The following is a 23,397-nucleotide window of genomic DNA, read 5'->3' on the forward strand; positions in this document are numbered from 1 at the left end:
GACGGCTCTATTTAGTGCTGTCGAGCGGTTTCATCCAGAACTGCATCTGGTGCGTGGTCTCGTCCGCCTGGTCGATGTCCTTCCAGTCGTAGGTGGCGACGAGCCCCTCGACCGGCGCGTAGCCCCGCTTTGTCCAGAAGGCGTCGAGCGGAACGTAGTCCTTCGGCTTCAGCGGATGATCGTCCGGGCGCACGACGCGGCAGAAAGTCGAATGCGTGAAGCCGCCGAGCTTCTTTGCATGGGCCTCGCGTCCATCGAAGAACGCATGCCCCAGGCCATGCCCGCGGTGCGATTTCAGCAGCACGGACTCGCCGCAGTAGAAGATCTTGTTGATGTCGTAGCCCGCCTTCTCGAACGGCTCGGCGAACTCATCGGCGTGTTCGATCATCGGCGCGGCCGTCGAGGCCCCGACGATCTCCTCGCCATCCTTGGCGATAATGCACACCGCGCCCTGCGCAGCTGCGAGCTTCGCCAGATACTTCTCTTCGTAGTCCAGCGTGCCATCGTAGAGATACGGCCAGTCGCGAAACACCACGATGCGCAGCCGTGCCAGCGCCGGCAGCACCGTGTGGATCTCTTCGCCAGTAAGAGATTTGACTTCGATCGCCATTACGCCCCCGCAGAGCTTATTCGACGGTCGGCTTGTCGGTGATCTGCTGGATCACGTTCGACTGGCCCAGCAGCACAATCTTCGGCTTGTGCGTCTTGGCTTCTTCGAGATCCATCTGCGCATAGGCGCAAATGATGATCCGGTCACCGATGCACGCCCGCCGGGCGGCCGCGCCGTTGAGGCCGATGACGCCACTGCCCGCCGGTCCTTCGATCACGTACGTCGCAAAGCGCTCGCCGTTGTCGATGTTGTAGATCTCGATGTACTCGTTTGCCAGGAAGCCAGCGGCACGGATCAGATCCGCGTCGATCTTCAGCGAACCCTGATAGTGCAGGTCGCATTCCGTGACGGTGGCCCGGTGCAGCTTGCACCTCAACATCTTGACGAGCATTACGCGTGCCTTCCGAGTGCGGCTCAGCCGGAAACCTGCGCGATCCAGTCGGTCAGGTTGTAATAGGTGGTAACACGGGCGATCTTGCCGTCGCGAATGGCGAAGAACGTGCCGGCGGGCAGGATATAAGTCTGCCCCTTGGCTTCGGGGAGTCCGCTGTCCGTGGCCTTGTAGACGCCATGCACATTGAACTCGGCCGAAGCGCGCGCGCCGTCCTTGCTCACCATCACCACGACGTTCTCGAGCTTCTCTTTGTAGTGGTGGTCCATGCGCGCATTGAAGGCTTTGAACTTGTCGATGCCGATGCGGCGCTCGCCCTGATTGACGTCATGGATGACGTCATCGGTGAGATAGGCCAGCATGCCGTCGCTATCGCCCGCGTTGAAGGCCTCGTAATAGCGGCGGATGAGAGCTGCGGTTTCACTCCGCGCTTTGCTTTCGGCGTCGCTCATGGTCGCTCCAGTAATTGAAAGTTCGCTGCGCTCTTAGCAGGTTAGGGGGCCGACTGCTACTGGCGGGTACAGCGACATAGGGGCCGCATCACAGACGGCTAGAGATCGATGCAGCAGGCAGGGGCTAACGTGCCGCCAAATACAACAAAGGCCGCGATTTCCGCGGCCTTTGTAGGGGAGCAGAGGAGGCTCAGCGGCGGTTGCTGGCCGAGCGACGGGCAATCTCGGCCTTGGAGACTTCGCCGGCAGCGGCGAGGGCGGAGATGCAACGTTTCGACAGCCGGTAGCCGACGGCGCGCATGCACTTGCGGGTCTCGGCGCTCTCCGGCTTGAACTTGGCACAGTTGGACAGATAGTCGTTGGCACAGGCGGCGCGCACCTCGGGGCTGACGGCACCCGCATGCGGAGCGGACGCGATGGCGGCCAGAAGGGCAACTGCGGCGACGAACGCAGCGCGGTACGCGTGAAGACCAAAACCCGTTGACGTTGCGAACATGCCTACATTCCTCTAGCGAGCGCACAACTCACGGCGCTCAGGGATACCCGACAGGCACGCGTGCGGCTGTTCCCGCCGAGACGGGCTGCCGCTCGCGGCCTTGTTTACTTGGACGAAGTGGCGATTGGCTGACGACCAAACTGGCTCGTCGTCCTACCAATGAGCATGACCCGTTAAGGTAACCGGTTGGTAAACGAACGCGATTCATCCCGCCCTGGCGGCGCGTTAGCTCTCCGGGCCTATTGTGTTATGAGCAGATCACCCGCGGCAGGGACGGGCGTCCACGTCGGCGCTCCAGCCCGCCGACTCCTTCGTGTAGCGGACAGATTTTCCGCCCGCGCGTGACCAGCGTGCCCACGCCGATCCGTATTCGAAGTTGGTGAAATCGGCCCACGAGCGAGCAGCCGCGGCCTGCGCCGCCGCCTTGGTCCGTCCGCTGCCCGAGCCGGAATGATAGTGGTCCGCCATGCACAGTCGGCCGCCTTCCTTCCGCAGCGTGTGCGTATAGGCAAAGCCGGTATCGTCGGCCCAAGCGCCGGAGCAGAAAACCAGCGGCATTAGAACGCCAGCCACGAAGGCAACGCGATGCATGATCTTCCCCCCGGATCAGTAGTCCCCACAGTCGTCGCGACCGTCAGACTATTCCTGGCACGGATGATCTGCAACGCTGCGCGGTGCGAAATTTCCAGAAAACGCGCAGGCTACCAGCGCAGGCGATCCATCACTGCGATCGGTCGCGGGGCAGGGGGCGCAAAAAGCAAACCGAGCTTGCTTCCGTCGAGTTCGTCGGTGCCCATTGCCTCGTCGCGATGAATGCCGGAAGCGACGAAAATGGCATCTATGCCGGCAGCCTCCGCGCCCTTCAAGTCCGTGCGCAGACTATCGCCGACGGCAATGATCCGTGCGCGCTCGACGGCCGCTCCGCGCTTGGCCTCCGCCGCTGCGTGCGCCGTGTCGTATGCGTTGGCGTGCGGCTTTCCGGCCCAGAAAACTTCCCCGTCCATGCGCTCGTAAAGATCAGCGATGGCACCGGCACACAAATATTGCCGCCCGCCGACGTCCACCACCAGATCCGGATTGGCGCACACGAAGGGCAGCCCGCGAGCCTTGGCGCGCTCCAGCAAGGGGCGGTAATCGTCAGCCGTCTCGTTGAGATCGTCGTTGAGGCCGGTGCAGAGGATGGCATCGGCCTCCTCGATCTCCGCAGGCGAGGCAGCTATGCGCGAGAAGGTGGCAGCGTCGCGATCGCGCGGCCCGATGCAATAGAGCTGCGCGTATCCCTGCTCTGCAATGTGGCGCAGCGCGATCTCTCCCGACGCCACGATGCCGTCGTATGCTTCGCGCGGCACCGCGCGTGAATCGAGCATCACGGCCACGCGCTCACCCGGTACCGGCGCGTTGGAAACCAGGATCACCGTGCCCCCGCCGGCGCGAAAGCGCAGCAGAGCATCGCACGCCTCGACGAACGCGCGATGCCCGTCGTGCAGCACGCCCCACACGTCGCAGAACATGACATCATAGCGCGAGAGCAGGTCCCCGGCATGAGCCAGGATCGGTGGGGGCGAAGTGTGGCGAGGCATCGATTGGGGGATCCGGAAATGAACCGCGGTGGGCCTCAATACGTTCTGCTAGCCAAAATGCCAAGCCGAGCCATGGTCCTAGGGAGAAATCGATGACCGAGCGAAAGCCGAGAAAGCCAGATGCGCGCGAGACGTTGGGTGAGGGCGCGCCACCGCGCAAACGCAAGGAGAGTGGCAGCGCCGTGGAGCAGGCACGCCCCACGCGTGGCAACGAGGAGCCCGACCCTCGGATGATCGAGCGCAAGCGCGACGCCCGCATCCGCGACGGGCTCTGACGCTCAGCCGCAGCGAAGGCGACGAGGGTTGTTAGTATGTATTGCGACGGCATTGTCCGCACTTGGTCGCAGGGGCAAGAAACGGGTCGATGGGAAAACAGCGCGCGCCGAAATCGGTCTATCGCATCGGCGCTGGCGCCATCACCGCAGCCCTGGTGGCCGCGCAGTACTGGCTATCGGTCGTTGACGCCGCAGATGGCGCGCTACTGACCCGCTCGCTGAAGTTCTTCAGCTTCTTCACCATCCTTACCAATCTGCTGGCAGCAGCAGCGCTCCTTGCCCCGGCCATCGCTCCGCGTTCCGCGCTGGGGCGGCTCCTTGACCGCCCTGGCGTGCGCACCGCTATCGCCGGCTATATGATCATGGTGGGCGTCGTGTATTACCTGCTGCTCGTGGGGCTGAGCGATCGCCAAGGTGCGTCACTCTTCATCGAGCACGCTCTTCACGCCGTGACGCCACCTCTGTTCGTGTTCGACTGGCTGCTGTTCGTCGATCGCCGCTCACTTGACTGGCGCATCGGCGTTCGCGGCCTCACGTATCCGCTCATCTATCTGGCGTGGGTACTTGCCCGCGGCGCGACGTCGGGCTGGTACCCATACCCATTCCTCGACGTCGCCGATCTCGGCTACGCGCGCGTCCTCGTCAACGCCGCCGGCCTTGTCGCCATCTACATCGCTCTGGAAGCAGTATTGGTTGCTATCGCCAGAGCACTTCCCGCGCGCTCCACCGAAAACTAAGCCCCAAGCTTACTTTGCTTCGATCTTCACGGCGGGCGTGTCGATGACGATGCCGTGACGTGAATGCTCGTAATAGAGATAGCCGAGTACTGCCACGGCAACGGCCAGCACGGCGATGACGACAGACTTCATATCCATAGCGGGTTCTCCTGCCTCGATTGGCCCCACGGAGTGCCACAAGGCCGCAGGATGCGCAATCGGACCGCGGTGCAGTACCCTGGTGCTTGCTGCGGCGCATCCCGCTATCATGCAGGAGGAAAAAACTCGAAAGCTCGGGTATGGGCATGATCTCAAAGCGCTATCTCGCAGCCGTCTCGGCGCTCATCGCCGCCGTTATGAGCATTCCCGCGCTTGCAGCCCTGCAGGCGGGGGCACAGGCACCCATGTTCACCGCGCAGGCGACTTTGGCCGGAAAGCGGTTCACGTTCTCCCTCGCCGACGCCCTGCAGAAGGGCCCCGTCGTCGTCTACTTCTATCCCAAGGCATTCACGTCCGGCTGCACAGCCGAGGCACACGAGTTCGCTGAGGCCATGGACGACTTCAAGGCGCACAACGCTTCCGTCATCGGCATCAGCGGCGACGACATGGACACGCTCGACAAATTCTCCGTGTCCGAATGCGGCGGCAAGTTTCCCGTCGCTTCCGACCAGGACCAGGAGATCATGACCGCATACAAGGCGGTGATGTTCGGCGTTCTGCCTTACGCCAATCGCACGTCTTATGTGGTCGCCCCGGATGGCACGATTGCATACGAGTACACGGCGCTGAGCCCGCACGACCACGTGAAGAACACGCTCGAAGCCGTCAAGAAGCTCAGTCCGGCGAAATAGATGCCCCACTTGCGACCAGCTGGGTCGGCTCCTCGAGCGGAGACTCGGGCAATGGCGTCGTTTGGAATGGTGCCGGCTGAGGGATTTGAACCCCCGACCCCCTGATTACAAATTTCCTGTACGGTGCTAACGCGGCCTAACGAGAGCCAACATTTTTTGTAAAAAAGTACGTGTAGAATCTTGTGCTTATGGCTGATGTATACTATTTGTTAGTAACATTAGCCAACGGGTCATAACAGGTCGGATGCGTTACCCTGGCGATACCCCAAGGGAGCATCTGGCTCATGGCCAAAGCCCTCACCTACATTGCCGTCGAGCGACTTCAGCCGACCGATAGTCGCCGGGAGATTCCCGATGCGCGCATGCCTGGGCTATACCTGATCATACAACCCAGCGGCGCCAAGTCCTGGGCGGTCCGCTACCGTCACCGCGGCAAGCCCCGTAAGCACACCCTCGGTCCGTTCCCGCTATATGACCTATCGGCGGCCCGCGAGCGCGCGAACGCCGCCCTGCAGGCTGTTGACCAGGGGAGAGACCCCGCGCGCGAGAAGCGCAAGGCCAAGACGGCGGTAAAGCAGGGCAACACGAGCGACGACACTTACCCGGAGATCGCAAAGCAATTCGTCGTCCGTTACGCCCGGCCGAAGAACCGGTCGTGGAAGGAGTCGGCGCGGCTGTTGGGGCTGAAGCCGGACCCGTCGCACCCCGACGCCTTCACAAGTGTACGAGGCGGCCTAGCCGAGCGCTGGGCCGACATGACCGTCTCCGAAATCACGAAGCGCGAGATCATCGGCTCTCTCGACGAGATCGTAGACCGCGGCTCAGGTTCGGCGGCCAACCACACCCTTGCTGCTCTAAGGAAATTCCTGAACTGGTGCGTTGACCGCGACATCCTCATGGCGTCGCCGGCCCAGAGCGTGAAGCCGCCTACTGAAGCCGGCAGTCGTGACCGCGTGCTTTCCGACGATGAAATCAGGCTGCTCTGGAAGGCAGCGAGCGGAGAGCCTTACCCGTTCGGCCCGCTCGTAAAGCTGCTGCTTCTGACCGGCCAGCGCCGCACCGAGGTCGGAGGCATGACGTGCAAAGAAATTGATGTTGATGGCCGACTTTGGTCGATACCGAAAGAGCGCGCGAAGAACGATGAGCCGCACGAAGTTCCGCTGTCCGACGCGGCAATAGGCATTATCGACGGTCTGCCGAGAATGGTCGGTAGCGACTTCCTATTCACGACAACCGGCGCAGCGCCGTTCTCTGGGTGGTCCAAGTCGAAGCGCCGTATCGAGAAGGGAATGCTGAGGCTGACAAATGGGCCGATTTCGCGCTGGACACTGCATGACATCCGCCGAACGGTAGCGTCGAACATGGCAGCGCTCGGCACGATGCCCCACGTCATTGAGGCTACGTTGAATCATCGGTCTGGCACCATCAAAGGCGTTGCCGCCATCTACAATCGCCACCGGTATCTCAGCGAGAAACGCGAGGCGCTGGAAGCGTGGGCGAGACGTTTGAGCGAGATCGTTGCGGAACCCAATGTGGGGGCGCGGTGATGGATCAGTGGGAGAGGACAGCTCTTCAAGCTGCATGCAACTACCTAGAGAAGCGGCTCCCCTACCTCTCTCCGACTGCCGTCGAGCACATTAGCCTGGCGTCACTAGTGAGAGGCCTGCGGTATGGGCCATCAGGCGCTACTGACGCAGCGGTCATCGACACATATCGAACGTCCGTCGTTGAGAGTGCGCGCAAGGGAGATCGACACGCCGCTGCCGGACTTGAGGCGGCATTCCGCCAACTCATCGAAGCAGGCGAGCAGGTGCCCCAGCCTATCGCGCACTACTGCCTGACACCGAAGGACGAGCGCCCAGAACTCAACCGTCGCCTCAATGGGGTGTTTTGGTCCTACCGGGACTCGCATGTTGCGCGCGCCGTCGAGCTGGTACTTGAATCTCTGCCGCCAGACGCGCGGGAAGACCGGGATCGCTGGGCCTGCGGGGTCGTGCGTCATGCGCTAGCGTCGCTAGGCATTCATATCAGCTTCGACACAGTGCGCGGCGCGTGGAAACGCATGAAGGCCATAAGAAAAGCGGAGAGGGTGGCTTCCTAAGGCTTTGTTATATATGGGGATTGAATCGATTTCCTGAGTACCCAGCGAGGGCACCCAAATCGTGTTTACTTCTGTGTTGCTACACGACGCAACACGAAAGAATCCCAATGCAATGCGAACCCCTTAATCGACGCCTTCAGCGTCCGAACGCAAGGTCGCGCCCAAAAAGCAGTGCGGCTGAACAGTTCGTGCCGGCAGCGGTGGTGTGGAGTAGGTACGGCATCTGTTCGATGACGCTGAGCCGCTGGCTTAAAAATCCTGCCCTCGGATTTCCGAAGCCGATCTACTTCGGCCGCTACCGCTATTGGCGGCTTGCCGATCTCCAGGAGTTCGAGAGATCGCGCGTAACTGCGAGCGCCGCATGAGCCACCTGCGGGCCGCCGACTAAAAAGAAAGCCCGTCGAGCGTCCAACCGCTCACGGGCTCTTGGCGTTCCAAAACTACTGTGCGTGTACCGCGTCTAGCCCCCTCACAGCGTCGAGGTGTGTCCAGCACCATCGACAGAGGGACCAAGAGCAACGCACCGAGGGTCCACATCAGATGGCCTTACATAGCAAATCGCTTCGCCCAAGTCGAGTGATTTCACGACTGCTCGGTGCACATTGCAGCGAGAAAGAACGTGAACATTCAGTTGGTCGAGCCGCGACTACTGCGGCCTGACGGTCCTCGCGCGGACCCTCTCGCCGACATCGACATAGAGCAAGCGTGCGTCGGCATCTTTGCCCGTGCATGGCAGGACGGCGCCAAAGACACCCTTGACATAATGATGGTGTTGCAGGGCGATGACTTTGCGCACGATGCAACGCGCGTCGTGTTTAGCGTGATCCGGAAAGAGGCTGCCGAAGGCAAGTCATTCGGCGGCAAGCTCACATACAAAATTCTCTTTGGGCCAGAGATTCTACCGGGGACCAATGAGACTGGCGCTCAATACGCTTTGCGATGCGTGTTGTCGGCCTCGTATATTGGCCCTGTCGCTGATCTCGTTAGCAAGGTGCGCCGCGATGCTATCGCGCGACGTTGTTGGGCGATCAGCGCCGAAATGGAAAGCGGCGCGCGTCCGGCAGAGCAGGCAATCGCCTTGCTCGGTGAAGCGCTGGAGCGGCACCGTCAGAACGACGTTGGGGACGCGGGACTTCTTTCGTTCGCGGGTGAAGCAACGCTCGACGACGTGTCCGACCAACTCGTTGATGGCTTGCTGTCGAGCGCGTCCATCGCGGCCCTGTTTGCAGTGAGCACGGCTGGCAAGACGTTCGTAGCTCTCGCACTAGCCTATGCCATCGCTCACGGCAGAGATTTCCTCGGCCGAAGGTGCTTGCCGGGTGCAGTACTGTTCTGCGCTCTTGAGGGCAAGGGAGGGTGGCCGCAGCGGCTAGTTGCCGCTAACCGAGTTTATGGCGATCCAGGCAAGCGGGTGGCGACGCTCAATGTGCCCATCTCGCTCGGTCCCGATCCAGCAACGGCGGAAGCCATCAGCAACATCATCGCTGGAGTAAAGCGATTGGCCAAGGTCGCGGGAGCGCCCGTCCGCATGGTGGTCATAGACACGCTTGCGGTAGCGCTCGCTGGGCAAGAAGAGAACGGCAACGCTGTTCTTTCTGCCGTGCTTGCACAGTGCCAACGGATCGTCGCGGAGACCGGCGCAACGGTGATGCTTGTCCATCACCCTGGCAAAGCCGACGCAAAATCAATGCGCGGAGCTTCGGCACTATTCGCGGGCTGTGATGAGGTGCTCCGCATTGATCGCGAAGACGGCTCAACTGTCCGCGACTTAGTTATCCAGAAGTCAAAGGACGGGGATGAGGGCCCCGTCGCCTCCTTCACGTTGGAAAAGGTCCAGCTAGGCACCAACAACAAGGGGCGGACGATCACGAGTTGCGTCTTGAAGGAACTCACCACCCCGAGGGGTCCGAAGAAGCCGGAGCGCCCGAAGCCTCACACCGCATCGGGAAAGGCGCTGAACGAACTTGAGCACCTGATTATCGATGGGCGATTCAGCACTTCGAGAGGGCACGACAGGATCAAGGACGGCACAAAGCTCGTGTCCATCGAGCATTGGCGCGAAGCGTGCAGCCGCGTGATGCTGTCAGAGGAAGGCTCCGAGGAGACGGAAAAGCGCACGTTCAGGCGGACAAAAAGCGATCTGTCCGCCCGCGGTTTGATCGCCTCATTCGACGGCAAGGTTTGGATGCCCGGACACTTTTCGGAACCGGGCCAGAACGGCGAAAATACCCAGCGTTTCTAGTCGTTTTCAGCAAGGGCGGACACGCGGACAAATGCCGGACAATAGCCGGACACGTCCGCGGACGGACACGGACATCCCCTTAGGGGGGAGTGTCCCGGTGTCCGCCTCCAGCAGCGAAGAAAGGAAACACCATCATGAACGGCATCGAAGCGGCCTTCACTGGTCGAGTCGGTACGGAGCCAGAGAAGCGCACGAGCCAAGCGGGCAAGCCATGGCTGCGGTTCAACGTGGCAGCCGGCCAGGACGAGGCAACTCAATGGGTCCAAGTCGCGTGCTTCGGCAGCGCGGCCGAGGAGTTGAGCGACAGGCTCGGAAAGGGTGATCGCGTCTATGTCGAAGGCACCATCAAGCTGAACATCTGGACCGACCGTGAAGGCAAAGAGCGCTCCGGCCTAAGCGTCGCGGCATGGAAGTGCGAGCGGCTCGGCAACATCGGCCGCAGCAAGCTACCCCCGCGTCGAGACAAGCCATCATCATCAGTCAGCGACGTAGCAAAGCGCAACTCGCAGCGCCCGTTGGACGACGACCTCATTCGATTTTGAAGGAGAGAGCCAGGATCACGGTGCACAGCCTGAGTAAGCGTTCCGATTGAGGGGTCGATCACTAAAACAGAACACGTATCGCCTGCGTCCTCGAGAAACCAGAACACTTAGAGAGATGATGACGATGAGCCGAGGCCTAGGGAAAACGCAGCGAGCTGTGCTCGACATGCTGCAACGGCATGCCGACGCAAATGCCGCCTCCGAGAAAGCGTTCACGCCGAGAGATGACAGCGACTATTGGCTCCCGCCGCATCCGTCTCCGAGCACGCGCGACATAGCGACTGAAGTGTACGGCGTGTCGGCGCCCAGCGAGAGCCAACTCGTTGCGGTGCGACGAGCACTGCGAGGGATGTGGAGGCAGCGGGTCGTGCGGCCAGACGGTCGGCGCTGGGGACAGCGCGGGGTCGCCGACCTCTCCGAGACATGGGTGATGCTCTGAGCCTGGGGGGGAGTTTTTCGCTCAAAGTGAGCTTGCCTCCTGAACTGTGCCCGTCAAGCAAACGCATCGCGAGCAATTCCTGAACCGGGGGATCATGAGGCACATGCAACACGGGCTGCATCTCTTGGACTTTTCGGAACCGGCAGAGCCGGTGTGGGAAATGATTTTCAATGACGCGGCGGATCGCACGTTTGCTCGGCGCGAGTGGCGCAACGTCATCCGCGAAATGCAGGCGGCGCAAACGCTGGCAGCCATCAACGGCGACGCGATTGGGCGGCTGATTGGGTTTCGCGTCGTGTTCGAACGCGCATCCCGTCACGTCGCTGCGCATGGCGCGGTGCTACCTCCGGCAAGCCGCAAGGCCCACGTCGGCGTCTGGAACCCCAACTGGTCCGCAATGCGCCAAGCCGACGAGAGCATCCGCGCTCTTGAAGCGGAGCTTGGGCTATCGCCCCTGCGACGGGGACGCGCGACGAAGGTATCCCGCAAGCGTCCAACAGCACGGCCGGCAGATGCCTACCTGCGTCCCGTCCCTACTGGGGAGCCGCCCGCCGACCGATGAGCAAGGCCCAGCCCGCCAAGCGCAGGAACCAGACCCGAGGAAAGCCGAAGCGCGCGACGCAAGAAAAGCGTCGGCAGCGAGAACGTGCATCCCGCCATCAGCTTTGGGTGCCGGTTGTCGTTTCGGGGGACTTGCTGGCGAAAGCCTTAGCGATCACCGGCCAACTGCCGTTGGACGACGGCATGAGCGTTGGCGCTGCCGATAAGGACTGGCTCGTTGACAGCGTTGGCCGAGAAGTCATCGGCGCCCAACTCGCCAGAATAATCGACGGCTGGTCGCGCGAACAGATGGCCAAGCACGAATTGTCCGGGGTCGGACAGATTTCGCCGCTCGCATGGCGTATTAAGATACCATCGTAAGCGGTGGATGCGTTGGCCATTTCCTATATCGAGCGTCGGTCTTCGGGGGATATCTAATAGCCCGCAGCTCGCGCCCATCCTGCAAGGCTTTGAAATGTCACGGTTTATGGAACAAACGGGCAACACGCGGGGGTTTGAATGCTAGATCGGCTCGTCATCGGCTTTGCCCTTTGCGGTCAGGCCCTCACGTCCGCTGGCGTTGGTTTGATGTTCGGCCCGGGACCGGCGCTGATCTGTGCGGGTGCGCTCGCCATTGTCTACGCCGCAATCGTCGGGCGGGGAGCCGTGACCCATGCATAGCGCAAGCCCATTTATGCAAGCCGTTGGTCGCGGCCTAGCCCCGATCCGCAGAACGAACAGCCGAGCGACGCAAGAGAAGGCGCTGTCCCCAGCTGATTCCCGCGGTGGCTGGCAGAACATTGTCCGAGAATTTTATCCCGGCGCCTGGCAACAGGGCGTCGAAACGAATCTCGACGACACCCTCAGGCATTGGGTTGTTTTCCGGTGTGTGCAGATCATCGCGGCCGACGTGGCGAAGATGGGTGTCAACCTTGTCCGTCGCGGTGCCGATGGCGTCTGGCACGCGACCGAGGACCGCCAGCGAGATCGGCTCCTTCGGCGTCCCAATCAGTTTCAGAACCGCATCCAGTTTTTCGAGAACTGGATGACCAGCAAGCTAGTTCACGGCAACGCCTACATTTTGAAAAAGCGCGACCGTGACGAGCGCGTTATCAGCCTACACGTGCTCGACCCCTTGCGGACGATCCCGCTTATTACCGACGAAGGCGAGGTGTTCTACGAAATCCAGCGCGACAACATCGTTGGGTTGACCGCAACTCGGTTGGTCGTGCCCGCCGACGAGATCATCCACGACCGCTGGAACTGTCTCTATCATCCGCTTGTCGGGTTGAGCCCAATCTACGCCGCAGCAGTCACGGCGATGACGGGAACGCGCATCGAGAACAACAGCGCTCACCTGTTTGCAAATGGCGCCCGCCCCGGTGGTGTGCTGACAGCACCTGGTGCGATTGCTCAGGACACCGCCGACCGAATGAAAGCCTACTGGGATGAGAACTTCACCGGCAAGAACGCGGGCAAGGTTGCTGTCCTAGGCGATGGGCTGACCTATGCGCAGATGGCCCTATCCGCCGTCGATGCACAGCTGGTCGAACAACTCGGCTGGGGTAGCACCGCGATTGCCGGTGTGTTCGGCGTTCCTGCTTACATGATCAACGCGGCGGCTGTTCCCGCGACGAACAACGTTGAGGCGCTGACGCAGCAGTATTACTCACAGTGCCTCCAACAACACGTCGAGCAGATCGAAGCCGCGCTTGATGATGGCCTTGGATTGCTGGACGAAGGCAACGGCAAGCTCGGCGTCATGTTCGACCTGGACGACCTGTTGCGAATGGACACCGCGACCCTAGTCAAAACAGCAGGCGAAGGCGTTGCACGCGGAATTCTCACCCCGAACGAGGCGCGCGCCAAGCTCGGCCACGGCCCAATCGAAGGCGGCAGCTCCGCATATCTTCAGCAGCAGAACTTTAGCCTCCAGGCTCTCGCAAAGCGCGACGCGAAAGACGATCCGTTCGCGAACGCACCCGCACCTACCAATGACAACACGGCTGAGTCGGAGCGCGAATTGCAGCGTCGCCTTGACGACATCTTCCCAGATTCATCGACGGTACATTGACGATGCTCGACACAACGAAGGCACTTGAAGCCGGTTGGCGCAAAGCCCGCGAATACGTTGACCGGAACGTTTCTGCGCTCGGCAAGAAGCTTAGCGCGCTGGGTGATCGCATTGCCGATCTTGAGGCGCGACAACCAGAGCGCGGGCCACGCGGCGAAGACGGCGCACCAGGTCGCGACGGAAAAGACGCCGACCTAAACGATGTGCTCCGCTGTGTACACGAGCAAGTAACTTCTCAGGTTGCGACGGCGATCAAGGGATTGCCGGTGCCGAAGGATGGGCGCGACGGGCGCGACGGGCAAACTATCCAAGGCCCTCCAGGCCGCGACGGTGACGACGGGCTCGGCTTCGACGACATGAACATCGAGTTCGATGGCGAGCGCACTATTACGCTGGCCTTCGTGCGAGGCGACCGGTTCAAATCGAAAAGCGTCACCTTCCCCATTGTGCTGGACCGCGGCGTCCACAAGCCGAACCAGCTTTACGAGCCCGGCGACGGCGTGACGTGCAAGGGCTCGTACTGGATTGCCAAAAAGCCAACGACAACGAAGCCCGGGGACGACACCAGCGCTTGGCGTCTTGCGGTGCGCCGTGGCCGAGACGGAAAGGACGCACACAATGCGTGACAACGAAAGAGCCGTTCGCGTCATCAAGTCGATGATGGCAAGCCACACCAAGGCGGCCCGTGTCCGCCAGAGGACGACGGCGAAGTACAAGATCGACGAGCTGAAGGCGGAGCGCACGCAGCTTCGGGCGCAGATCGACGCCATAAACAAGAAAATCGAACGCTATCAGGTGCTGCTAACCTGATGCAGAGACCGCACCACGATAGAACAGACAAGCGCACGACCGCCGAGAAAGGTTACGGCGGCCGGTGGCAACGCGCGCGCCTTCGCCACCTGGCGCGGGAACCACTGTGCAGGATGTGCGCCGCGAGCGACGTTGTAACTGCGGCCACGGTCGTCGATCACATCGAGCCGCACCATGGCGACCAGGTGCTGTTCTGGGATGAAACGAATTGGCAATCGCTATGCGTCACGCACCACAACGCGACGAAGCAGCGAATGGAAAAGCGCGGCTATGCGCATGGAAGCGATGCAAGCGGCCGACCGGTTGACCCGACGCACCCATGGCGCAAGCCGAAGCTGTCCGCGCAAGCAGAGCAGCGCCGACTTCCTCGCCATCTGAAGCCGTCGCGCATCCCCTGCACCATCGTCTGCGGACCACCAGGCGCCGGGAAATCCACCTACGTTCGCCAGCACGCGACTGACCGAGACGTTGTGATCTGCCTCGATACAATTCTTGCCGAGCTATCTGGCCGACCCGAGCACCACGCCAACGGCGGTGAGTGGATCGAGCCCGCCCTATACGAACGTAACGCCCGCCTCGACGCACTGGCCTCGGATCACACGCACGAACGCGCATGGTTTGTGATCTGCGCCGATGACCCCGCCGAGCGCGCCCACTGGTCTAGGATGCTTGGTGCCGAAGTCGTGGTGATCGCCACGCCTCTAGCCGAATGCATCCGACGCATTGAGGCCGACCCATCACGACGGGGGAACACCCGACGCATGATCGAGGCTGCGCGGCAGTGGTGGCAGCTCAACCAGGAGGCCGCGTGATGCCCGCGCTCGTGATCATTGACACCCACGCGTTTCGCATCATCAGCGCCGGTTGGGACATGACCGCATTCTCAGACGATGCCAACGACGCCGCGCCCGTGCCGATCCTGGCGTACATCGTTGAAGACGACACGGCAGCCACGATCACATCAGAGATTGAGCAATGGCGTCAGAACGGCGTGCGCGTACGCGTAACCGGATGCCCACCCTCCGGGGCGGGGAGTTCAGTCAATTATAAGTCCGCGTCCTGACCGGCGTTGAATGCTCAAAGTCATAAACGCGTAGAAAAAACATTTTCCGTACGGAGAAGCCGTGATGGCTGACGCAGTCGGCGCGATACGCATAGATGTGGCGGCAAACGTCGCTAGCATTCAGGCGCAGCTCAACCAGATTCAGCGTTCCTTTGATCGCTTCGGCGCGCAGCTGTCGGCGACGATGAAGGGGCTTGCGTCTACGTTGGCCCTAGCGCTTGGGCCAGCTGCAATCGGAGCTGCCGTCAAGCACGTCATCAATCTAGCTGACCGCATCGACGATCTCAGCCAGTCACTCGGCATCAGCGCCGAACAACTCTCCGCATGGTCGTATGCCGCGAAGTTGTCGGGCACTGACCTGGAAGGCCTCGCCTCGGGCATCACCAAACTCAATCGGTCGCTAGGCGAAATTGCGTCTGGAACGATCAACGATGCGCAACGCGCTCTGAATGCAATGGGCGTCTCAGCTGTCGATGCAAATGGCAATCTGCGGTCACAGGGCGACATCATCGAAGACGTGGCCGACCGCTTCTCAGGATATCAGGATGGCGCCACGAAGGCCGCGCTAGCGCAAGCGCTTTTCGGAAAGTCAGGCGCAGACCTTATTCCGTTCCTAAACAACGGGCGCATTGGCCTCGCTGCTCTGACGCGCGAGGCCGAACGAATGGGCCTAATCATCTCGACTGACACGGCCAAACAGGCGAGCCAACTCAACGACGAGATCGACAAGCTCAAAGGCTATGCTGAGGGCGCCGCGCTTGCGCTTGCTGGCGTGCTAGTCCCGGCTCTTAATCGAGCGTTTGAAGCCCTGAATAAGGAGCTTCAGGAGGGCGGCTTTTGGTCCCTGTTTTCCATGGACAACAGCTCATATGCCGACGCGACGGAAGGCGCACGGGCGGCCATGGATGCAATCTCACGCGGCGTGGACGGTGTGACTGCCTCTCTTGAGGCCAGCAACGTCGCACTCGGGGAATGGCAAACCAAGATCACGGCGGGGCAGGCGCCTGTAATGCAATCACTGGCGGACATCAACGCGGAGCTAAAGAGGTCCGCGGAGAACATGGCGACGTATCACGCGTTCATCCGTGACGAGCTGAGTACCACCCTGAGCATCGACACAACGCCCTATGAAGAGCGCTACGCGGCCATCGAGGCAGCCGTACAGAGCCTAGCGATCACGCAGCAACAGGGCGCCCGCCTCACGCTGCAAACCAAAAAGCAAGAGGGTGACGCGTGGCTAGACTTGGCGAGCAACGCGGGGACCGCGCTAACGACAATCTTCGAGGACAACAAGGCTGCCGCCGCAGCGAGCGCGATCATCAACACGCTTGTCGGCATCACGAAGGCGTTTGAATTGCCGTTTCCGCTGAATTGGGCTCAGGCCTCACTCGTGGCGGCTACCGGCTTTGCTCAGGTTGCGAAAATCCGCAGCACGTCGCAGGGCAGCTCTGGAGGTTCGTCCTCCATTGGATCGGGCGGGACTGCGGCAGTTTCTTCCGCCACGTCGGACACGTCGTCATCGAGCGAAGCGCAAAGCACCTCCGTCTACATCAAGGTCGAAGGCGACACCTTCAACCGCGAAACCGTTGAAAGCCTCGTTGAGCAGCTTCGCGAATACCAGCTCGACGGCGGGCAGCTCATTATCCAGAGGGACTGAGCGCCGTGTCATCACAGGACATCGAACAACTGGCACGCATGGCCGCGACCGCGCTTCGCGCATTGGGTCCAACCGGCCGTCAGCGCATCGCTGATCCATTCATTCGCGAGCAGGTTCGCATTCTGCGGCAGATTGATATTGCGCTCCGCGTAGCCCGAGGGGCGCAAGCGCGTATCCCTAAATCGAAGTCTCTCGCCGAAGGTCAGCGGCAGGCCGACATAGCTGTCGAGAAAGCGGCGCTGGCGCGGCAGCTGGCCGACCGGCTCGTGCAAATGGATAACGCGCGCAAGGCGGCCAAGCCAAGCACACTCGGCGAAAAGCCCAACTAACGATCACACCGCGCGCGAGCGCATGGAAACCCGGTATCGCGTTTTGAAACACACTGGAAAATGCGATGCCTTACGCACGTTGGCAGGCGACGATAACAGACGACCGCGGAAATATCGTCGATGCTCCACAAATCCGGGTGCAGCGAGAGCAGGCAGGGTTTCCGCTTGCGCGGCTGTACTCTGACCGCGACGGCACCACGCCTCTCGCAAATCCATTCGCGCTAGCGAGTGGTGAGAGCCTCGCCGCGTTTCATGTGGCAGGAGGAGCCTACAAGATCACGGCAACTAAGGGTGCGTTCTCTCGCGTCTGGCGGTATGTCGCAATCGGTCTTGGTGCAGAGAGTGATACCCCACCATTTGTTACTGGCGGAACCTGGTCTGGTGGAAGTCCCCCGACAGAATACGAACAGAACGTCATCGTCTCTCACGACGGTGCGTCATACTTCTCGATCCAGCCGCACTCGGGAATAGAGCCTGGAGTAGACCCGGGCTGGGAAGATTACTGGCAGCTCATCTCTGAGCGGGGAGAGCAGGGAATACAGGGCGAGCAGGGCGATCAGGGACCAACAGGCCCAGAGGGACCGTCTGGCGGAACTGGCATTGCCGCCGCTATGGCCATCGTATTCGGATAGGGAGAGGTTAAATGGCAGCCCCCAACATCGTCAATGTTGCGTCTATCGTCGGCAAGACGAGCAGAGTTTCACTGTCGTCTACAAGCGCAACGTCGGTGCTGAACAACCCGGCCGGTAGCGGAAAAGTTCTGAAGGTCAACTCTCTTATCGTCGCCAATATCGACGGGTCGAATACCGCGGGGATAACGGTAGGCATCTACCCGCAGGACGATCTAGGCGGAACCCCCGTGCTGCTGTGCAAGTCTATCCAAGTTCCCGCACAAGCGTCGCTCGTGGTCGTGTCGAAAAACGCACCGTTCTATCTTGAAGAGGATATGTCGGTTGCTGCGACTGCCAGTGCCGCAGACGATCTTTCTGTCGTCGCCTCGTATGAGGAAATCAGCTGATGGCGGACGGCAACGGCGGCTTTATCGGGATTCAGAACGCACCCACTGCTGGGGTATCGGTTCCCGGCATTTGGACAATGGACGAAGTGTGTCGGGCAAAGCGTGCAGGGCTGTGGCCAGGCGGCGGGCTCGACTCATATACCAAGCTGTTGGCCCACTTTGATGGCGCCGATGGCGCGACGTCCGCGACAGAGATTGTCACAGGGTCGTCGTTCACCTTTGAAGGCAACGCCCAACTCGATACGGCGCAATCCGTATTCGGCGGCTCTTCTCTTTTGCTCGATGGTTCGGGCGATGCCGTCTATACGGCTTCCTCCCCGGGTCATGGGATCGGCTCCGCTGACTTCGCCATAGAGTGCCGCGTTATGTTCAACGGGCTTCCAGGGTCCGGCACATTCATGTGTTTCATGAGTAGTGGATGGGACGTATCTGGGCAGAACGGGCATTTCTTCGGCGTATCCAACAGCTCGGGCACGCGGCAGATTGTTTTCTACTGGTCGACGAATGGGACCGCTACCTCAAGCGTTGTAGTGAATTGGACCCCATCGACAGGCGTCTGGTATCACGTAGTGATAACGCGTAGCGGCACGACTGGTCGGTTCTTTGTTGATGGAACTCAGGTCGGGTCCAACCAGACAATCAGTGCGACGATCCACACGAGCACGGCGGCGTATCGCATAGGAAGCACTGGCAACAATAATCATTACCTCAACGGCTGGATTGATGAGTGCCGTCTATCCGTTGGTACCCCGCGCTGGACGGCTAACTTTACGCCACAGCCGAGTCCATACAGCTAGTCTGCCCCGCTGCGGGCGGGACTGTGGAAAAATGCCGACATTGGGTGTACCCAAGGGTGGGCGATAGGTGCGGGGGCACTGTGCAATCCGGCGAAATCAAGCAACTGACCGGCATCCGCGGGGTCGCGGCTGCCATCGTGATGGTCGCGCACATTAACGGCGACAGGCTGCCGGTGCTGAAAGCCTTTGCCTACCACAATCAGGCGGTTGACCTGTTCTTCTGCCTGAGCAGCTTTGTCCTCTGTCTCACCTACGCAGCTGGCACCGGGGCGGCATTCCCGGTGCGCAAATTCTATGTCGCGCGGTTCGCGCGAATTTATCCTCTATACGCTGCTACCCTCCTGGCCACAGCCGTCATCAGCGCGATTGTGTTCGGCGGCTTTGCTACGTATCCGCAGATCGGCCAGGACTTCGTCGGGCAACTGTTGATGATCAATGCCTGGCCGTTGATCGGCCGGGGAGTGCATTGGGACGCGGCTGCATGGTCGGTGTCGGTGGAGGCGTTCTGCTACCTCGCCATTTTCCCGGTCGTCTTCGTCTTGAGTGCTCGCACCGCTGCTTTCAGCCCGGCTGTCCGGCATGCGTTGATGCTGGCGGTCGGCGCCGCTGGGGCGGTGGTCGGATACTGGTGGTTCACGGCGGCAGTATCGAGCTGGGCACTGCCGCACGATGCGCTGCCTGCAACGGCCTTCTGGTCGCCGGTCGCGCGGGGAGCAACAATGTTTGCGGCCGGCTGGCTGGCGTACATTGCGTACGCCAATCGGGATCACCTCGCGGCTGCGCTGCAACGTCATGCCGATGCGTTCGTGTTGCTCGTTTTGTCACTCATCGGTTTGACGCTCGCTGGTGTACTGCCGCCGTGGGCCGCGCTCCCGCTGTTTGCGCCCATGCTGATTGCGCTCATGAATGGCGACAGTTTCGCGGCTCGGGCGCTATCGGCAAAGCCTGTGTATAGGCTGGGCGTGTTGTCGTACTCGCTCTACCTCGTGCATTTCCCGGTCATCTACGCCCTAAGACCGATCGAGGCCAAGCTGACGCCATGGCTCTATGTGCCGACCGCAGTCGGGATCACGTTCGCCGTCGCCGTTCTTTCTTACAGCCGCCTTGAAGACCCGGCGCGTGTGATGCTCAGGGATTGGCTCAACCGGCGTCCCCAGGCCGTTTAGCATCTACCAAGTCTGATAGTCGGCGCGGTCATCGTCGCGCTCGCGCAGCTCATCGGGCGTGAGGTCGCGATATTCCCACGCGTCGCCGATCTTCCGCCGCATCACGTGCGTGAAGAGACGCCGCTGCCCGCTGACTTCGACAGGGCGCCACGCCCACCAGCGATTCCAGAACTCGGGCGCTGGCCGGAACGCCAGCATAGCGAACCCGACTACGGCCACGAACATGACGGCCAGGAAGCCCAGATAGAGCGTGTCTTGCATCTCGCGTACCCGTAAGCGCTTGCAGATGCCACCTTAGCGAACGCGCCAGCGCACGACCAGCGCTTGTTGCCCCCTGGCAGCCGGTTAGCCCCGAACCGTATAGGGCGTAGCCAAATGGTAAGGGCGGCCCGGTGACTGCCCATAAACCCTTCGTTGGGGGAACCAGGGCGAGGGTAGTCCGTTGGACATCGAGAGGGACACATGGCTCTGACATCGGCTGACATCATAGCTAGGGAAAACGCTGCGGTGATCGCAAAAATGGCGGGCGTGCCAATGGCGCCCGCCACCTCTTCGTCCGATGAAGACTCCCGAAATCCTAACCTAGAACCGTCCGGTGCTGGACGTTCAACACCGGGTTCCACCTCTGGATTAGGTCGCGCTCCTCAGCGCACCGGGCGGCATCTCCGGCTGGCGTGGAGTGCGCCATAACAAAAGTAGCTCCACGCTGGACCGCCTCGGCCCACCGCTCATGGTTAGGTATGCGCGCGCTGAGGTCGTCGGCTTTTCCGAAGTAGAGCGGATAAAAATTGCCATTCGGGAGCTGGGTCACGAATGCATAATTTCCGCCTACGGAGTGAATCGACGACGCAACACTCGGAGTAGCAAGAAACCAGTAGCGATATCGGGTGCCCGAGAGGCCGGGCCAATCAACAGTGTCGGCCATGGTTGGCTCCTAAGTTTGTGAGGCTCGGCCTTGACCACGCAAACTTGAAGAGCAAAAATCGCTCGTGCTGCCGATTCGACTCCCACGCCAAGCCGTTGTGGGGAGGCTATTGAGGTTGGAGGGCCGCAATAGCCTCGTCGAATCGCCAACCAGATTCCGATGCAACTCCGCCAGCTAGTCAAGAGTTGGTAACGCGCGGCAAGCCGTATTCAACGGCCGATTTACCGCCCACGCAGGCCATCATCGCTGACCCATCTACTTCCGCCGCACGGTATTGCTCCGGCCAAGAGCGCGGAATCGGCGCTCCGGTCTCATCGAGAACGAAACCAATCATAGCAGCGACGGACGGCCCGTAGGCCGCCCCTCGTCCGTGTTAGATGCCTATTGAAGGCTCAAGCATGAAAAGCGTCTCCCTCGACGGTCGGTGCTGGAAGTGCCCACGCATTCCCCCCGGACAACGCGGCATCCACAGCTCGCAGCCCGTCGATGACCTGATCGTGCACGAAGGCTAGCGCGGAGGCATCTACTTCAATGCCTTCATGCGCCGCCGCCGCAAAGACTTTGAGCGCAGCGCACGCGGCCATCATGTCGCTGAGCCGTTTGCTGATGTTGGGTGCGTCCCCGGCTGGAACGTCATGAACTTCAGACATTGGCCGCCTCCATCGAAAGTGGTTGGCAGAGCGCTTCAAGGATGAGGCGCGAAAAGAGGTCATCCCCGTGCAGGTCGAATTTTTCGAGGAACTGCTTTTTGCGCTCACCGTCCTCTAATGTCGCCGGCCTGTTGAGAACCAGCGCGACGAGAGCACGGTCGCGGAGATCACCAAGCTCACTCACGTGAGCGCTCAGCGCGTAGCCTTCCTCAGCCGCGGCGGCGATAAGGTATGCCTCCTGAGCATCGTCCAGTGCCGTCACCAGTTCGGCCATCGTTGGTTTTGGGGCATGCTCAGACATTGACGCCTCCCCGATGGGCGAGAGCGAAAACAGCGGCAGCAAGTTGATGGGCTGCCACTACGTCAGGGTCCGGTTGAAACGGGCGGTCGTAGTCGAGCAGCGACGCTTCAGGGGCGCGCCACGCGCCCGGCATCTGCCCCTTGCCAGACCAGAACAGCACGACGGCGGCGCGGTCGAGCACATCGCTAATTGTTGTGATCGGCTTGGAGTGGATGCGACGCACCAAGGCGTCGATGCGGCGGGAAAGGTCAGCGATCAGCACATCGCCAGCCTTGGCACTCAGGGGCTCGCGTTTTTCGTCGATGGCATCTCGAAGGGCATCGACCTGACCAAGCTCCATTGCGAGGCTGCGGAGTTGATTGAACTCGGGTGACAGCTCGACGGGCGGAGATGCAACTGCCTTGGTCGCGATTACTGCGGCAGGGAAGGCGATGGCTCCTACCAGCGCATCACGCCTAGTCGGCGCGAGTGTGGTAGATTTCCGAACAGTCTCGGGCATGGACTCTATCTCCTGCTTGGGGCTAGACCCTCGCGCGGTGTACCAGCACCCGCGGGGGTCACTCGCATTGCGCAAGTAACCCATTGTAATACACGACATCCCTTGCCTCGTCAACTACATTGTATTACAATTCGCGCATGCAGAAAAAAGACCGTCAGCACTCACTTCGTCTGCCATCGGAAGTTAGCGAGGCCATCGAGAAAATGGCAAGCGCGGATAGCCGGTCGTTCAGTTCAATGGTGGAAATCGCATTGCGGGACTATATTGCGCGCAACGCGAAGGCGAGGGGCAAGCGATGAGTTACGACGATTGGGACCGACGCTAACTGTTGTGGCGGGCTAACAACTGGTTCTCAACCGCCGACTGCAACTGGCGCAGATGACCAATGATCCCATCAATGCCCTTGACGTACGACTTCAAGGTTTGCGCGCGTAGCAGTTGGCCTTCCGGGAAGATGCGCTTGCTCCGCCGGGCTCTGTCCGACCTTGGTACGTTGCTCCAGCTTCCGCGAGCAATCTGGACGGCCCATGCCTGCTCATCGTCGAGCCAAAGCCAGGCACAATGAGCAAGAACGTTCCGGATGTCTTCGGCGTCTTCTATGGCCTCGCGCAACATCTTGTAGTCCATCGACGGTAACTCCAGGTGGTTCACGGCAATAAGGTCGAGGACCAATTCAAACCTGTCGCGCGCACGCGGCTCGCGGACGGCTAAGCGACCTACAGAGGCGTTAACCCCAACCAGCATGTAAACGATGCCCTGTAGGTAATGCTCGACGTATGCCCACCTAGTGATGATTTTTCCGATGTCACGACAGACAAGTGTCGGTAGATCGTGGCGTGCCTTAGCGCTGAAAGTTCTGGCCACAGCGCTCGT

The 23,397-nt window shown here is 61.0% G+C and carries 36 protein-coding genes; 22 read left to right on the forward strand and 14 right to left on the reverse strand.

The features are described 5' to 3' along the window. Positions 1-7: 7 nt before the first annotated feature. The 6 genes from ACP15D_RS00695 to ACP15D_RS00720 form a co-directional block, all read right to left on the reverse strand. Positions 8-610 (reverse strand): GNAT family N-acetyltransferase, encoded by a 603-nt coding sequence (locus ACP15D_RS00695; protein WP_424955658.1) that lies wholly within the window; start codon positions 608-610, stop codon positions 8-10. A gap of 16 nt (positions 611-626) precedes the next feature. Further along, on the reverse strand, positions 627-1,001 hold the full coding sequence (panD, locus tag ACP15D_RS00700; RefSeq protein ID WP_424955659.1) for an aspartate 1-decarboxylase: 375 nt from the start codon (positions 999-1,001) through the stop codon (positions 627-629). A gap of 23 nt (positions 1,002-1,024) precedes the next feature. Then, positions 1,025-1,453, reverse strand: a complete 429-nt coding sequence (locus tag ACP15D_RS00705) for a ketosteroid isomerase-related protein (RefSeq protein WP_424955660.1) — start codon at positions 1,451-1,453, stop codon at positions 1,025-1,027. A 190-nt stretch (positions 1,454-1,643) separates the two neighbouring features. Further along, a complete protein-coding gene (locus ACP15D_RS00710; RefSeq protein ID WP_072377257.1) occupies positions 1,644-1,949 on the reverse strand; it encodes a hypothetical protein in 306 nt (101 codons plus the stop codon). A gap of 258 nt (positions 1,950-2,207) precedes the next feature. Further along, on the reverse strand, positions 2,208-2,540 hold the full coding sequence (locus tag ACP15D_RS00715; protein ID WP_424955661.1) for a hypothetical protein: 333 nt from the start codon (positions 2,538-2,540) through the stop codon (positions 2,208-2,210). 110 nt (positions 2,541-2,650) lie between these two features. After that, a complete protein-coding gene (locus ACP15D_RS00720; protein WP_424955662.1) occupies positions 2,651-3,529 on the reverse strand; it encodes a TIGR01459 family HAD-type hydrolase in 879 nt (292 codons plus the stop codon). A 92-nt stretch (positions 3,530-3,621) separates the two neighbouring features. Between ACP15D_RS00720 and ACP15D_RS00725 the strand changes: the two genes are divergently transcribed. Next, positions 3,622-3,804 (forward strand): hypothetical protein, encoded by a 183-nt coding sequence (locus ACP15D_RS00725; protein WP_424955663.1) that lies wholly within the window; start codon positions 3,622-3,624, stop codon positions 3,802-3,804. A gap of 89 nt (positions 3,805-3,893) precedes the next feature. After that, positions 3,894-4,541: a Pr6Pr family membrane protein gene (locus tag ACP15D_RS00730; RefSeq protein ID WP_424955665.1), complete on the forward strand. Its 648-nt coding sequence runs from the start codon at positions 3,894-3,896 to the stop codon at positions 4,539-4,541. A gap of 9 nt (positions 4,542-4,550) precedes the next feature. On the opposite strand, the gene ACP15D_RS00735 is transcribed toward ACP15D_RS00730, so the two are convergent. Next, positions 4,551-4,679, reverse strand: coding sequence for a hypothetical protein (locus ACP15D_RS00735; protein WP_424955666.1), 129 nt, complete (start codon positions 4,677-4,679; stop codon positions 4,551-4,553). A gap of 140 nt (positions 4,680-4,819) precedes the next feature. Here ACP15D_RS00735 and ACP15D_RS00740 point away from each other — a divergent pair, with 140 nt between their 5' ends. Further along, complete coding sequence (locus ACP15D_RS00740; protein WP_424955667.1) at positions 4,820-5,371, forward strand: peroxiredoxin; 552 nt, start codon at positions 4,820-4,822, stop codon at positions 5,369-5,371. Between the two features lie 284 nt (positions 5,372-5,655). Further along, positions 5,656-6,918 carry a tyrosine-type recombinase/integrase gene (locus ACP15D_RS00745; protein ID WP_424955668.1) on the forward strand — a complete coding sequence of 421 codons (1,263 nt, stop codon included), beginning with the start codon at positions 5,656-5,658 and terminating at the stop codon, positions 6,916-6,918. 131 nt (positions 6,919-7,049) lie between these two features. On the opposite strand, the gene ACP15D_RS00750 is transcribed toward ACP15D_RS00745, so the two are convergent. Further along, complete coding sequence (locus ACP15D_RS00750) at positions 7,050-7,373, reverse strand: hypothetical protein (protein ID WP_424955669.1); 324 nt, start codon at positions 7,371-7,373, stop codon at positions 7,050-7,052. 287 nt (positions 7,374-7,660) lie between these two features. Here ACP15D_RS00750 and ACP15D_RS00755 point away from each other — a divergent pair, with 287 nt between their 5' ends. The 13 genes from ACP15D_RS00755 to ACP15D_RS00815 all read left to right on the forward strand — a co-directional run bounded on the left by ACP15D_RS00755 (position 7,661) and on the right by ACP15D_RS00815 (position 16,839). Next, positions 7,661-7,837 carry a DNA-binding protein gene (locus ACP15D_RS00755; RefSeq protein ID WP_424955670.1) on the forward strand — a complete coding sequence of 59 codons (177 nt, stop codon included), beginning with the start codon at positions 7,661-7,663 and terminating at the stop codon, positions 7,835-7,837. Between the two features lie 254 nt (positions 7,838-8,091). After that, a complete protein-coding gene (locus tag ACP15D_RS00760; protein WP_424955671.1) occupies positions 8,092-9,714 on the forward strand; it encodes an AAA family ATPase in 1,623 nt (540 codons plus the stop codon). A 134-nt stretch (positions 9,715-9,848) separates the two neighbouring features. Beyond that, positions 9,849-10,256 carry a single-stranded DNA-binding protein gene (locus ACP15D_RS00765; protein ID WP_424955672.1) on the forward strand — a complete coding sequence of 136 codons (408 nt, stop codon included), beginning with the start codon at positions 9,849-9,851 and terminating at the stop codon, positions 10,254-10,256. Positions 10,257-10,380: 124 nt separating this feature from the next. After that, positions 10,381-10,695, forward strand: coding sequence for a hypothetical protein (locus ACP15D_RS00770; RefSeq protein ID WP_424955673.1), 315 nt, complete (start codon positions 10,381-10,383; stop codon positions 10,693-10,695). 103 nt (positions 10,696-10,798) lie between these two features. Further along, the gene (locus ACP15D_RS00775; RefSeq protein ID WP_424955674.1) at positions 10,799-11,257 is read left to right on the forward strand and encodes a P27 family phage terminase small subunit; all 459 of its coding nucleotides are present in this window, start codon (positions 10,799-10,801) and stop codon (positions 11,255-11,257) included. A 131-nt stretch (positions 11,258-11,388) separates the two neighbouring features. Then, positions 11,389-11,616: a hypothetical protein gene (locus ACP15D_RS00780; RefSeq protein WP_424955675.1), complete on the forward strand. Its 228-nt coding sequence runs from the start codon at positions 11,389-11,391 to the stop codon at positions 11,614-11,616. Positions 11,617-11,754: 138 nt separating this feature from the next. After that, positions 11,755-11,916: a hypothetical protein gene (locus tag ACP15D_RS00785; RefSeq protein ID WP_424955676.1), complete on the forward strand. Its 162-nt coding sequence runs from the start codon at positions 11,755-11,757 to the stop codon at positions 11,914-11,916. After that, positions 11,909-13,309 (forward strand): phage portal protein, encoded by a 1,401-nt coding sequence (locus tag ACP15D_RS00790; RefSeq protein ID WP_424955678.1) that lies wholly within the window; start codon positions 11,909-11,911, stop codon positions 13,307-13,309. Before ACP15D_RS00785 ends, ACP15D_RS00790 begins: the two co-directional genes overlap by 8 nt. A gap of 2 nt (positions 13,310-13,311) precedes the next feature. Beyond that, positions 13,312-13,935 (forward strand): hypothetical protein, encoded by a 624-nt coding sequence (locus ACP15D_RS00795; RefSeq protein ID WP_424955679.1) that lies wholly within the window; start codon positions 13,312-13,314, stop codon positions 13,933-13,935. Then, complete coding sequence (locus ACP15D_RS00800; RefSeq protein ID WP_424955681.1) at positions 13,928-14,119, forward strand: hypothetical protein; 192 nt, start codon at positions 13,928-13,930, stop codon at positions 14,117-14,119. The genes ACP15D_RS00795 and ACP15D_RS00800 overlap by 8 nt, the downstream gene beginning before the upstream one ends. A 113-nt stretch (positions 14,120-14,232) precedes the next feature. Continuing rightward, entirely contained in the window at positions 14,233-14,931 is a 699-nt protein-coding gene (locus tag ACP15D_RS00805) for an AAA family ATPase (protein ID WP_424955682.1), read from the forward strand. Continuing rightward, complete coding sequence (locus tag ACP15D_RS00810) at positions 14,931-15,182, forward strand: hypothetical protein (RefSeq protein ID WP_424955683.1); 252 nt, start codon at positions 14,931-14,933, stop codon at positions 15,180-15,182. The genes ACP15D_RS00805 and ACP15D_RS00810 overlap by 1 nt, the downstream gene beginning before the upstream one ends. 64 nt (positions 15,183-15,246) lie before the next feature. Further along, on the forward strand, positions 15,247-16,839 hold the full coding sequence (locus ACP15D_RS00815) for a hypothetical protein (protein ID WP_424955684.1): 1,593 nt from the start codon (positions 15,247-15,249) through the stop codon (positions 16,837-16,839). A gap of 11 nt (positions 16,840-16,850) precedes the next feature. On the opposite strand, the gene ACP15D_RS00820 is transcribed toward ACP15D_RS00815, so the two are convergent. Then, positions 16,851-17,111 (reverse strand): hypothetical protein, encoded by a 261-nt coding sequence (locus ACP15D_RS00820; RefSeq protein ID WP_424955685.1) that lies wholly within the window; start codon positions 17,109-17,111, stop codon positions 16,851-16,853. A gap of 122 nt (positions 17,112-17,233) precedes the next feature. On the opposite strand from ACP15D_RS00820, the gene ACP15D_RS00825 reads away from it, so the two are divergent. The 4 genes from ACP15D_RS00825 to ACP15D_RS00840 all read left to right on the forward strand — a co-directional run bounded on the left by ACP15D_RS00825 (position 17,234) and on the right by ACP15D_RS00840 (position 20,149). Next, entirely contained in the window at positions 17,234-17,800 is a 567-nt protein-coding gene (locus ACP15D_RS00825) for a hypothetical protein (protein WP_424955686.1), read from the forward strand. An 11-nt stretch (positions 17,801-17,811) separates the two neighbouring features. Next, on the forward strand, positions 17,812-18,186 hold the full coding sequence (locus ACP15D_RS00830) for a hypothetical protein (protein ID WP_424955687.1): 375 nt from the start codon (positions 17,812-17,814) through the stop codon (positions 18,184-18,186). Beyond that, positions 18,186-18,983, forward strand: a complete 798-nt coding sequence (locus ACP15D_RS00835) for a LamG domain-containing protein (RefSeq protein WP_424955688.1) — start codon at positions 18,186-18,188, stop codon at positions 18,981-18,983. The genes ACP15D_RS00830 and ACP15D_RS00835 overlap by 1 nt, the downstream gene beginning before the upstream one ends. Before the next feature lie 80 nt (positions 18,984-19,063). After that, on the forward strand, positions 19,064-20,149 hold the full coding sequence (locus ACP15D_RS00840; protein ID WP_424955689.1) for an acyltransferase family protein: 1,086 nt from the start codon (positions 19,064-19,066) through the stop codon (positions 20,147-20,149). A 3-nt stretch (positions 20,150-20,152) separates the two neighbouring features. Here the strand turns inward: ACP15D_RS00840 and ACP15D_RS00845 are convergent, their stop codons facing one another. The 4 genes from ACP15D_RS00845 to ACP15D_RS00860 form a co-directional block, all read right to left on the reverse strand. Then, a complete protein-coding gene (locus ACP15D_RS00845; RefSeq protein ID WP_424955690.1) occupies positions 20,153-20,410 on the reverse strand; it encodes a hypothetical protein in 258 nt (85 codons plus the stop codon). Between the two features lie 1,056 nt (positions 20,411-21,466). Then, positions 21,467-21,724 (reverse strand): hypothetical protein, encoded by a 258-nt coding sequence (locus ACP15D_RS00850; protein ID WP_424955691.1) that lies wholly within the window; start codon positions 21,722-21,724, stop codon positions 21,467-21,469. Beyond that, positions 21,717-22,025 carry a hypothetical protein gene (locus ACP15D_RS00855; RefSeq protein WP_424955692.1) on the reverse strand — a complete coding sequence of 103 codons (309 nt, stop codon included), beginning with the start codon at positions 22,023-22,025 and terminating at the stop codon, positions 21,717-21,719. Before ACP15D_RS00855 ends, ACP15D_RS00850 begins: the two co-directional genes overlap by 8 nt. After that, the gene (locus tag ACP15D_RS00860) at positions 22,018-22,524 is read right to left on the reverse strand and encodes a hypothetical protein (protein ID WP_424955693.1); all 507 of its coding nucleotides are present in this window, start codon (positions 22,522-22,524) and stop codon (positions 22,018-22,020) included. Before ACP15D_RS00860 ends, ACP15D_RS00855 begins: the two co-directional genes overlap by 8 nt. A gap of 137 nt (positions 22,525-22,661) precedes the next feature. Here ACP15D_RS00860 and ACP15D_RS00865 point away from each other — a divergent pair, with 137 nt between their 5' ends. Continuing rightward, positions 22,662-22,823: an Arc family DNA-binding protein gene (locus tag ACP15D_RS00865; protein WP_424955694.1), complete on the forward strand. Its 162-nt coding sequence runs from the start codon at positions 22,662-22,664 to the stop codon at positions 22,821-22,823. A 22-nt stretch (positions 22,824-22,845) separates the two neighbouring features. Here ACP15D_RS00865 and ACP15D_RS00870 read toward each other — a convergent pair whose 3' ends face one another. Next, the gene (locus ACP15D_RS00870; protein WP_424955695.1) at positions 22,846-23,151 is read right to left on the reverse strand and encodes a hypothetical protein; all 306 of its coding nucleotides are present in this window, start codon (positions 23,149-23,151) and stop codon (positions 22,846-22,848) included. Positions 23,152-23,397 lie beyond the last annotated feature (246 nt).

Source organism: Hyphomicrobium sp. 1Nfss2.1 (genome assembly GCF_965243865.1).
Classification (GTDB): domain Bacteria; phylum Pseudomonadota; class Alphaproteobacteria; order Rhizobiales; family Hyphomicrobiaceae; genus Hyphomicrobium_A.